6 protein-coding genes are annotated in these 8,463 nt (G+C 48.1%); all 6 read right to left on the bottom strand.

The window, feature by feature from the left end:
• Nucleotides 1–564: 564 nt before the first annotated feature.
• The 6 genes from AB1797_10965 to cooS all read right to left on the bottom strand — a co-directional run bounded on the left by AB1797_10965 (nt 565) and on the right by cooS (nt 8,207).
• Nucleotides 565–2,325: a formate--tetrahydrofolate ligase gene (locus AB1797_10965; protein ID MEW5768123.1), complete on the bottom strand. Its 1,761-nt coding sequence runs from the start codon at nt 2,323–2,325 to the stop codon at nt 565–567.
• A 114-nt stretch (nt 2,326–2,439) separates the two neighbouring features.
• Nucleotides 2,440–2,859, bottom strand: coding sequence for a pilus assembly protein TadG-related protein (locus AB1797_10960; protein ID MEW5768122.1), 420 nt, complete (start codon nt 2,857–2,859; stop codon nt 2,440–2,442).
• 246 nt (nt 2,860–3,105) lie between these two features.
• The gene (gene acsB / locus AB1797_10955) at nt 3,106–5,316 is read right to left on the bottom strand and encodes an acetyl-CoA decarbonylase/synthase complex subunit alpha/beta (protein MEW5768121.1); all 2,211 of its coding nucleotides are present in this window, start codon (nt 5,314–5,316) and stop codon (nt 3,106–3,108) included.
• Between the two features lie 21 nt (nt 5,317–5,337).
• Nucleotides 5,338–5,643: a CopG family antitoxin gene (locus tag AB1797_10950; GenBank protein MEW5768120.1), complete on the bottom strand. Its 306-nt coding sequence runs from the start codon at nt 5,641–5,643 to the stop codon at nt 5,338–5,340.
• Between the two features lie 5 nt (nt 5,644–5,648).
• On the bottom strand, nt 5,649–5,867 hold the full coding sequence (locus AB1797_10945) for a BrnT family toxin (GenBank protein ID MEW5768119.1): 219 nt from the start codon (nt 5,865–5,867) through the stop codon (nt 5,649–5,651).
• A 381-nt stretch (nt 5,868–6,248) separates the two neighbouring features.
• Nucleotides 6,249–8,207 carry an anaerobic carbon-monoxide dehydrogenase catalytic subunit gene (cooS, locus tag AB1797_10940; protein ID MEW5768118.1) on the bottom strand — a complete coding sequence of 653 codons (1,959 nt, stop codon included), beginning with the start codon at nt 8,205–8,207 and terminating at the stop codon, nt 6,249–6,251.
• Nucleotides 8,208–8,463: the final 256 nt, after the last annotated feature.

The raw sequence follows: 8,463 nt of genomic DNA, 5'->3' as shown, positions 1-8,463 counted from the left end.
AAGAAAGTAATTTAAGGGTAAGGTAAATGGGATTAAAAGATTTGTTCTGTAATTCTTCGTGTTCTTCGTGTGCTTCGTGGTTTTTAAAAGATGTGAGTAAGGTTAAGCTAACCATACAGGTCGAAAAGTATCTAGGAAACGTAACCGTTCAGCCACCAAAGCACGAAGACACAAAAATGTGCTACTTATTAAAAATATGCGACTTAGAGAGCAGTAGAGCAATAGAGCAGCAGTTCTGGAACTTTCAGAAAAGTCTTTAACTGCTGCTCTGCTGCTCTACTGCTCTATTTAGAACATTAGAACAATAGAACAGCAGTTCTGAGACTTTCAGAAAAATCTTTAACTACTGCTCTGCTGCTCTACTGCTCTATTTTTGTGTCTTTGTGGCTGAACACTTAATAGGGAACAATGAGTTCACTAAGAACCTCTCCCAAAACCTCAGCGCCCTGAAAGCCGATCTCGGAGGCCACTACAACGGCCGATGGATGACTAGATAGCGAGCCCGTGGTGGCTCCCTAACGGTCGCAGCTCGGATCGGGTTTGGGGATAGGCTCTATCTTCTGTCTAAAAAAGCCCTGTAACCTCTCCTGTATTCACATCCACATCCACCCTTCTGAAGGCCGGATCAGAAGCCGTCCCCGGCATCAGACTGATAGTGCCGGTGCAGGGGCAGAGGAACTTGGCCCCGGCGAATATCAAGACGTCGCGGACCGGCAGAATCCACCCCTTGGGCACGCCTTTCAAGGTCGGGTCATGGGTAAGGCTTAAGTGGGTTTTAACCATCATCGTAGCGAAGTCCTGCATGGCAGGATTGCTCTCAAAGGCCTTGGCCTTGGCTTCCGCCTCAGGCGTCCAGGAGACCCCATTGGCGCCGTATATCTCTCGGGCAATCAGATCAACCCTCTCTCGAAGCGGCATCTCCAATGGATAGAGGAATCTAAAATCAACCTTCTCCTGGCAGGCATCAATGACCGCATCGGCCAGTTCCAGGGCGCCCTCTCCACCCTCAAGCCAGTGTTTGGCCAGAGCACACCGTGTGCCTGTGTCCTCAACATATCTACGAACCAAAGCCACTTCTTCGTGGGTATCTGTATGGAAATAATTGATACAAACTACCGGCTTAGCCCCTGATTTCTTCACATTCTCTATATGATGCAGGAGATTTAAAACCCCTTTGTCCACCAACCCCAAATTTTCTTTCTGGTATTCCTCTGGAATGGGCCTGCCGGCCACTACCGCCGGTCCTCCGCCGTGCATCTTCAATGCCCGTATGGTCGTCACGATTACCACGGCATTAGGTGTAAGTCCACTGAAGCGGGATTTCACATTCCAGAATTTCTCAAAGCCTATATCTGCCCCGAATCCACTCTCCGTCACATGGTAGTCAAACATCTTCAAACCAATGCGATCCCCAATGATGGATGACTGGCCCACGGCAATATTGGCAAACGGCCCGGCATGCACCATAACCGGCTGATACTCTGCCGTGGACATTAAAGTAGGATTGATAGCATTTCTCATCCAGGCGCACATAGCGCCACCGACTTCTAAGTCCGCCGTGGTTACAGGCTTTCCCCTCTTGTCATAGGCCACTATGATTTTATCCAGTCTCTGGCGTAGGTCTTTTAAATCTCGAGCAATAGAAAGAATGGCCATAAGTTCGGAACTGACAGTGATCCCAAACTTTGAGTGCATCATAAAGCCGTCCTTCTCACTACCAAGACCAATAACGATGTTTCGCAGGGCCTGAGCACAGAAGTCAATTACCCAACCCATCTCTACCCTTCTGGGGTTGATGTCTAATCGTCTCAGGTGGCGTTTGGCCAGTTCTTCATCTGAGTAGTTGGCCTCATGCTGCATCCTGGCGGTTAGGGCGACCATCGCCAAATTGTGCGCATTAGAGATGCCGTCAATATCACCGGTTAATCCTAAAGAAAACTCAGTCATGGGAATGAGTAGGGCATTGCCGCCGCCTGCGGCGGTGCCCTTGATATTCATAGTAGGACCACCGGAAGGCTGGCGTATGCAGCCCCCTACATTCTGACCCCGCTTGCCCAGGCCTTCTATCAAACCCAGCGTAGTGGTAGTCTTTCCTTCACCCAATGGCGTAGGGGTAATAGCTGTAATATCTATATATTTGCCGTCAGGTTTATCTTTAAGCCGCTCAATAATCTTTAAAAAATCAAGCTTGCATATCCTTCCATAATGAATGATCTCGTCTTTCTTAAGCCCTAATTTCTCTCCCCATTCGGAAGGGCTTGGCATGTTTTTTTCCGCCTCTTGGGCAATCTGCCAATCCTTGAGTTTTGTTGCATCATAAGCCATATTTTAGAACCTCCCTGGTTAAATAATCTGAAGGCTGAAGGCTGAAGGCTGTCCCTAAAAGCCTTCCACCTTCAGCCTAAAAGCCTTCAGCCTTCAGTCTTCAGTCAATGGTCATTAGTAATACTTATGCTCTCGCTCCACAAACCGGGGTTGGCCGCCTGTCCCTCTTTCAGCTACTGCTCTGACCTCAATTTGGTCGCCCGGATCCAATCCCATCATAGGAAGGAAAATAAGATTAGCCCCTGCCTCAGCTATTACCTCTATTTTATTATAATCTCCTTTAACTGGTATATTAATGGTAATATCATCAACCCCATACATGGCCGCATGCTCTTTAGCGATTTCTTTAGCCATAGGTTCGTCAGGCAAAAGGGCGGCGCCGGCCAGGGCAGCTTCCTCTACTGCCTTAGTAAGCCTTTTACGGGCCTTGTAGCGAAGACCAAAATCTATGCCCGTAATGACTAAACCAATGACCACTACGAGAGTCAGGATGTTAACAATCGAAGCTCCCCTTTGGTTTCTGAAAGATTTCATCCAGATCACCCTCCTTAATTGGTAACTATTCAGCCACGGATTTACCCAGATGAAACACTGATTTTTTTAATATTATGAATCATTAAATCCGTGAACCGTGTCCGTGATTCGTGTCTGTAAGGCAACCACAGTTGGGCAACCACAAGGGGTTGCCCCTACTCTCACCTTTGTCTTCTGTCCTCTACTATCTGCTATTTATCCGTGCTAATCCGTGTTAATCAGTGGCTAAATGGTTACCTTAATTGTTTATATCATCGGCTCCATTTCCATAGCCGGATGTCTCACGGCCATGCAGTGTTCCATTATTTCTTCTTCTGTTATACCCACCGTCTCATCGGCAATCATATCCACAAAGCCCAGGATTCCTTCTTCCTCAGCCCGCTTTTCAAGCATAGGGCGCAGTTCTTCTTTCAGCCTTCTGGGCATCCAGGTAATTCGTTTGAAGCCGCCTTCGGCTGAGATATATTTCTTGCTTCCAATGTAGTATTTGGAATGTCCGATAAAACCCGGTGTTTGCTGGCCGCCGCCCACAGAACCAGCCAGAGATGAGAATTTCATCCCACAGGGGGTCATATCCGGATGATCCCGATCCACGATCATCACCCCGTTGGTCATAGGCAGAATCGCCGAGATACACTCAAAACAGCCACATGAAGTCATAGGGTCTTCCATCATAGAATAAGCACTCATCCGCTCGATCTTCCGATGAGAGGCATTAAGAATAAACTCATTAACCTTATCCCATTGCCCTTTGATGGGATCGATGCAATTTCCCTTGGCAATAGGCTGATTGGGTCCGGTCGGATCGATCTTGTTGGCGGCCTTGGTATCAAGCCAGTTGTATGCCCCGCATAGCCCTGACCGCTCCGGGGTAACCACGCAGAGGTGGTCCGGGGCAAAGGATTGACAGAGGGTACAGGAGTAGAATACCTCGACCGCCTCATCGGTTAGTCCGGCAATCCTGACATCGCGTTCGTGATAGGTCTTTCGAGCCACCTCTCTGAGTTCTCTTACCTTTTCTTCCTCGGTATAAAGGGTAACCTGAACCTTATCCAGGATACTTGAAAATTCCTCTTGAATCCTGGCGTGGAGGATAGTCCCCAGGTGATGGATTCTCAACCCGGCCTCATAAGCCACCTTTGAGATGCGAATCCAGTTAATATCCCGCTGGCCAATATGCAGGACCCCGCTGGCTGAATTTATCATTTCATGGATATGCCGTTCGATAATAGGTTCAAAATCCGACTGCATCCTGGCGCCGGCCACTTCCACCCAGATGCCTAAGGCCAAACTACCTCCGGCTTCAATATCGTCAAGGTCCGGACCGACCACTTCCACCCGGCCATCTTCTATCTCGGCAACAGGTTTGGTGGTCACATATTCAAAGGAGGGCTTACCGGTGCGCATATCATTTATCTCCACATACATATCCTCTTTACGGATTCTCTCTCCTTCAAAGGCCGGACCATAAGCCACCGGGATATCTATCTTAGTAGATACTACCTTCAGCCCCCGCACCTGGAGGGCCTTCTCGACCATTTCATCAAACCCCACATTTGAAACGACGTGTTCATACAGACAAACTCCGGTGGGGAGGATTTGGGGGATGGGGGTATAAGAGATGGTTGGAAATCCATAGTTAATGGCCCCGGCGGCCGTGGCATACCACTCGTCGGAAACCTCACCCATGGCCAGGACAAAGGCAAAGATACGGTGTTTATTGTAGATCAAATTCCTTCTGAAGTCACCCGGCTGAACCCCACCAAAGGCCAGGGCCGCCCGTGAGGCAAATCCCAGGGCAAAGACCGCCGAATAGATGTCCTGGCCAAAGGGGACCAATCTTGTCTCCCAACCTAACTGGACCCCTTCGTCCCTCAACTGCTCGGCCATGGACATCCCATCGTTATTGGCATGCATAAAGACATAGAGATTCTTCTCCTGGAGTTCACGGGCCAGCTTAACGGCTGTTTTGGAATCCGGACATGCCCCTACACAGGCCGCAAAACCAGGGGCGGTGCCGTCAACAAACTCAATCCCCCTTTCCCGCATAATCTTGTCATCCGCCGCCCCGATCCAGAGATGTTCTTCATCCGGGGCCGGCGCAATAAGGTAGGGCACAGGGTCCTCCGTATATTTCAGGGCCTCGATTATCTCCTCAGCAAAGAGGGTAGCCATTCCGGCATCCAGGGTATGGCCAAGATAGGGTAAATGGAAGTGTTCAGCCGGAACAGGCGGAAGCAAGCCTTTTGCCTGCTGCAAGACCGGCTCCATCTCCCCCAGGGTTTTGACGGCTTGGCCGGTCATCGAATAGATGATGGGTAGGTAGTAACCTGTATTAGGAAATTCAACCTCACAGTCTCTTCCCTTCTCTTGGATAGCTGTCTTAAGCCTCTCTTCAGCTTTGCCCACAATGAAATGTGCCCCCCGAATAGCGGCTGAGGCAATTATCTTAGACATTAGAACCCCCTTTTCTGAATATCAATTCTGCCTACTTGTAAGAATAGACTTCTCTCTATTGACTCCTTCGACAATCCACCCCTGAAGCAATGTTAAATAATCTATCTTCTTTGATGTAGCAATCTTGCGAATGGTCATTAATTGAGCAGAATCGAGCTTTATTTTTATAGAGGGAATATCCTTCCTTCGTTTTTTAATTGTTTTAATCAAGTCAGGCGCGATTTCCACCTCTATCTCTTCGGTATCATCTATATAATCCATAAAATTATGGTTAGCCCAGAACTTTGCCTCTTCATCTTCAGATTTGAAATGGGGTATTTGAGCCATCGTTATCACTTCCTTCGGAACCATCTCTTTTCGGTCTTATTCATATCTCTGGCGGTAATTGGCCTAATTTTTTCTCCATTTTTCCTGGCAAAGACAACAAACAAATGTCGTCCTGCATCAGTGACACCTAAAGCATACATCTTGCCTTCTTTGCCTCTCCGGAAACGAGCCTGGTTGATAAAGACCTCTTCAACTTCAGGGCTTGTTACCTTGTGACAAGCTATATGGTTTTCGTTCTCCTGTATCTACTCAAAATCAAGTTAAAAAAGTAAGCTCATTACAGATTATAGTGCTATGGGTTAAGTTTCATCTCCTTTTGTACCGACGACAGCGTTGGTATAAAAGCTTCCCCTCCCTTGATGGGAGGGGTTAGGGGGGTGAAATAAACAACCCTCTCTTATTGTTGCTAATACCTCATCTATATTTCTTAATATAAGGTTTTTAGCAAGAGTAATAATATTGCCCACCAATTTCACCCTCACCCTATCCCTCTCCCCTCAAGGGAGAGGGAATTTTGCTTTGTCTCCCAACTAACTGCTTAACTTAGTTTTGAGCAGTTACGTTTTCCTCATCCCATTCAAATTTTACAACCCGCATAAGTCCATTTAGAACTTCAACTCCCTTCTCATCTCCATATCATAAAGCACCCGTTCCATAGGCTTATCTATCCCTAATGCCTTTCGCTTCTTGTTAATATGGTCAATCAGCAAGGCGGCCATCTTGGCGGGGTCCGGTTCAAAGGCCCATTTGCCGCCGGTTATTTGCTCGTGCTCGTTAAAAAGGAAGTCGCTCACCCCCCTGCTTCCGGTAATCGGGAAGGTAACCCCAAAGACCACATAGACCCCGGAGGCAACAAAATATTGACCAATAGCAATGGCCTTTTCACTCATCCATTCCGGGGCGCAGCCGGCTACCGGGAGTTCGGAAATATCATCCCCTAATCCACCTTCTTTGACCATCTCCGTAGCCGCGATAAGCAGCCTGGAATTGTCCACACAGGAACCGCAGTGAAGAACCGGCGGAATGCCTACTGCCTCGCAAACTTCTTTCAGACCAGGGCCGGCGTATTTGATGGCCGCTTCAGGGGTCAACAATCCTTCTTTAGCCGAGGCTATGGCGGCGCATCCGGTCTGCAAGACGAGCACATCATTGGCTATAAGTTCTTTGACTACCTCGATATGTATCTTGTCATGGGTCACCCGGGGGTTATTACAACCTACCACGCCAGCTACCCCTCTGATTCGTCCATTAATGATATTATCATTCAAGGGGCGATAAGAAGCCCTGAATCTTCCGCCCAGCATATAATTTATGGTCTCGTGAGAGAATCCGGCGATCAGGTCCATTTCCTTCCTGGGTATATCAACTGACTTTCGATGAGGGAAATTCTTAATAGCCCGCCTGACAATATCTTTAGACACTTCCAGGGCATGCTCGGGATGGAATTCAAAATGGTTTGCTCCGAACATCCTAGCCTTTTCAGCGGTAGTAATGATCTCGGTATGGAAGCACTTGGCCACGCTGGGTAAGGACTGCATAACGCATTGGACGTCAACCACCATCGCTTCCACGGCCCCGGTGAGGATAGCTAATTCCTGCTGCAAAAAATTGCCCGCAATGGGAATGCCTTGTCTCATCAGAATCTCATTAGCCGTGCAACAGATACCGGCCAGATTTATGCCAGAGGCCCCAACCTTTTTAGCCAGATCAAGAAGTTCAGGATCACGTGAGGCCACCACAATCATCTCTGAGAGCAAAGGCTCGTGGCCATGCACAATGATATTCACCTCATCCTCTTTAAGCACCCCTAAATTTACCTTGCTTCTTAAAGGTATAGGCGTGCCGAACATAATATCCTGAAGCTCAGTGGCGATCATTGAACCACCCCAGCCATCAGCCAGAGCCGTTCTGGAACCATGAAGAAGAATATTCCGGTAATCCTGATCAACGCCCATCGTGGTTCGATGCATAGTTTCCACCACTTCTCGGTCTATGCCTCTTGGAATTATACCATGTTTGGCCCAGAGCTGCTGCCTTTTCTCCGGCGCCCTCTTAGTAAAGGCCAGCTCTCCTTCCTGCCTTCCAAATTCCTTGAGCACGGCCTCGCCGACTTCCTGGGCGATCCGGTATTTATCCTTATTATCAGTTGATATGCCAAGAACTCCGGCTATCGTCCGCAGTTTGGTGTCATCTTTGATGGTGTATCCGGGTATCTCTTTTTTAGCAGCAGCAATAAAAGTCTTGACCACCTCCCGGCCGTGATCTGAATGAGCTGAAGTTCCGCCGGCAATCATCCGGGCAAAATTTCTGGCCGAAATAGTGCCCACCGTGGCCCCGCACACGCTCCTCTTTGATCCGAATTCCTGTTCTTCTTCGGTGGCTTCTCCTTTGAAGCTTAATCGACATGGACCCATCGCACAGATTCGACAACAAGTGCCTGAAACCCCAAAAGGACATAGCTTGATTTCTTTAACCCGGCCAAAGGCAGTAGCTACTCCTGCTTGCTCTGCCTTGACTATCATTGATTCACTGGCGGAACATACAGTGACACCTTGTTCTGGCATAAACCCTCCTTCTAATTAAATTAGCTGGTAGGCCATATCCTAAGAGTGTCCAGTGTAACATGTCTTCTCGAAATTTGCAACCATATTTTTTAATCGGAGGCTATTTTTTATCGTAACCGTTTAGCCACAAAGCCACAAAGCCACGAAGAGAATGATAGAATAGCACACGGATGACACAGATTTTGGCGGATTCTCACGGATTTTTTCTAATAAATTTTTATCCGTGTCAATCCGTCTCATCCGTGTAATCCGTGTG

The organism is bacterium, from assembly GCA_040753085.1.
Classification (GTDB): domain Bacteria; phylum UBA9089; class JASEGY01; order JASEGY01; family JASEGY01; genus JASEGY01.
Note: the sequence above shows the minus strand (reverse complement) of the source record. Positions and strands in the feature narration are given on the sequence as shown.